Raw genomic sequence first — 2,500 nt, 5'->3', positions numbered from 1 at the left:
GTAACGATTTGGGCACTGTCTCAACCAGAGACTCGGTGAAATTATAGTACCTGTGAAGATGCAGGTTACCCGCGACAGGACGGAAAGACCCCGTGGAGCTTTACTGTAGCCTGATATTGAATTTTGGTACAGTTTGTACAGGATAGGCGGGAGCCATTGAAACCGGAGCGCTAGCTTCGGTGGAGGCGCTGGTGGGATACCGCCCTGACTGTATTGAAATTCTAACCTACGGGTCTTATCGACCCGGGAGACAGTGTCAGGTGGGCAGTTTGACTGGGGCGGTCGCCTCCTAAAGTGTAACGGAGGCGCCCAAAGGTTCCCTCAGAATGGTTGGAAATCATTCGTAGAGTGCAAAGGCATAAGGGAGCTTGACTGCGAGACCTACAAGTCGAGCAGGGACGAAAGTCGGGCTTAGTGATCCGGTGGTTCCGCATGGAAGGGCCATCGCTCAACGGATAAAAGCTACCCCGGGGATAACAGGCTTATCTCCCCCAAGAGTCCACATCGACGGGGAGGTTTGGCACCTCGATGTCGGCTCATCGCATCCTGGGGCTGTAGTCGGTCCCAAGGGTTGGGCTGTTCGCCCATTAAAGCGGTACGCGAGCTGGGTTCAGAACGTCGTGAGACAGTTCGGTCCCTATCCGTCGTGGGCGTAGGAAATTTGAGAGGAGCTGTCCTTAGTACGAGAGGACCGGGATGGACGCACCGCTGGTGTACCAGTTGTTCTGCCAAGGGCATAGCTGGGTAGCTATGTGCGGAAGGGATAAGTGCTGAAAGCATCTAAGCATGAAGCCCCCCTCAAGATGAGATTTCCCATAGCGTAAGCTAGTAAGATCCCTGAAAGATGATCAGGTTGATAGGTTCGAGGTGGAAGCATGGTGACATGTGGAGCTGACGAATACTAATAGATCGAGGACTTAACCATATAATATGTAGCAATGTTATCTAGTTTTGAAGGAATATGCCTTCATAGTTTGGTGATGATGGCAGAGAGGTCACACCCGTTCCCATACCGAACACGGAAGTTAAGCTCTCTAGCGCCGATGGTAGTTGGGACCTTGTCCCTGTGAGAGTAGGACGTCGCCAAGCAAAAACCTAAGTCGTTTCGACTTAGGTTTTTTTGTGTTTATTTTTATTGTTTGAAATATAAAGGTAAGAATTACCTTTTGTGAAAATATAATCGAGATGTAAAAAGAATATTTGTAATCTTACATAACCTTTTGTGTTTTTAAAGGATTTTACATAAGAAAAAATCTATAATTAAGGTAGTTAACATATATTTTTGATGGGTGTGGGGGATTATGAAAGAAATATGCATGTTATTAGTGGCTGTTATATTATGGGGGACAGCTATTGCACCAACAAAATGGGTGTTAGAATCTATTCAGCCGTTTACTTTGTTGTTTATTCGTCTTTTCTTTGCAGGTGGAATTTGTATGCTATTTTCATTTAAGCAACTACAAAAATCAGTTGTACATAAAAAAGTTCCATGGCAAAGAATGAGTTTGTTAGCCTTTACCGGTGTAGCTGGGTATTTTATGTTCACATCGTATGGTATTTCTTTAACAAGTGGATTACATGTTAGTATCATAGATGCTGCATTACCATTAGTTACAATTCTTTTTTCAGCATTCTTCTTGAAAGAGAAAATTCGATTGAATTATTGGATAGGGATTATATTGGGTGCTATAGGAGTACTCTTTATTACGATTCCATCTAAAAGTGCTGATCAAGAAGTGTCTTTAATAGGAGATATACTGATATTATTAAGTACTTTTCTATTTGCTTTCTACACGGTTTTGCTAAAACGACCAAAACAAGAACAGTATTTATCAAACGAGGTTTTTACAACATTAACTTTAATTATCGGAGCTGTTATTCTATTACCGTTTGCACTGGTAGAAATTCTTTATTACGGTTTACCAAAGATTGAAACTTGGAAAACGGGACTTAGTGTAATATACCTTGTTATTGGAGCAACAATTTTAGCATATTGGTTTTGGAATAAAGCGCTAGAGAGAGTTTCAGCATCAGTAAGCGGATTATATTTAAATGCATTACCATTAATAAGTATCGCTACTTCAATTATTCTATTAAATGAGTCTCTGACATGGAGGGTAATAATGGGAGCGAGTTTAGTTTTAATCGGAGTAGGATGGGCGGATAAGCAAAAGTTATGTAATCTATTAAAAGGTAATAAGGTGGAGAATAGAGACTGTTAAACAGTATGATTTATATAATTGAAATGTTAAAAAGATACCTTATATATGAGGTATCTTTTTTATTTAGCAAAGATAATAGACTAAAATTAGTATGGATATTCTTTGCTGTATTTATATGTGTCGAAATCATTTTGAAATATTGTTTGAACAAGTTGTATACATTCAGTATCATAAAAGCTTTCAAAAGTTGGATGACGGGGAAATAAAGGATCAGTAATATCAGCTTCGCTAAAATTCCCTTTATAAATCATGGCGGAAGTTTGATGATGCCATGATGT

At 40.2% G+C, this 2,500-nt stretch carries 2 protein-coding genes and 2 rRNA genes (2 of these 4 only partly in view); 3 read left to right on the top strand and 1 reads right to left on the bottom strand.

Annotated elements, in window-relative coordinates; all coding sequences use genetic code 11:
• From N2V92_RS05900 to N2V92_RS05890, 3 genes are all read left to right on the top strand, one after another.
• Positions 1–925 (top strand): 23S ribosomal RNA (locus tag N2V92_RS05900); it begins 1,997 nt to the left of the window's first position.
• A 48-nt stretch (positions 926–973) separates the two neighbouring features.
• Positions 974–1,089 (top strand): 5S ribosomal RNA (gene rrf / locus N2V92_RS05895).
• Between the two features lie 212 nt (positions 1,090–1,301).
• A complete protein-coding gene (locus N2V92_RS05890) occupies positions 1,302–2,222 on the top strand; it encodes a DMT family transporter (protein WP_000658295.1) in 921 nt (306 codons plus the stop codon).
• 86 nt (positions 2,223–2,308) lie between these two features.
• On the opposite strand, the gene N2V92_RS05885 is transcribed toward N2V92_RS05890, so the two are convergent.
• Positions 2,309–2,500, bottom strand: the final stretch of a protein-coding gene (locus N2V92_RS05885) for a sulfotransferase family 2 domain-containing protein (protein ID WP_000483045.1). It continues 600 nt past the right edge of the window; the window shows 192 of its 792 coding nt (coding positions 601–792); the start codon falls outside the window, past its right edge; the stop codon is at positions 2,309–2,311.

This window comes from Bacillus sp. CH_48 (assembly GCF_038008465.1).
Lineage (GTDB): Bacteria > Bacillota > Bacilli > Bacillales > Bacillaceae_G > Bacillus_A > Bacillus_A thuringiensis_S.
This window is presented reverse-complemented; position numbering and strand designations above follow the sequence as displayed.

Coding starts and splice junctions, on each gene's coding strand:
- N2V92_RS05890 (WP_000658295.1), top strand. CDS start 1,302: ATGAAAGAAATATGCATGTTATTAGTGGCTGTTATATTATGGGGGACA.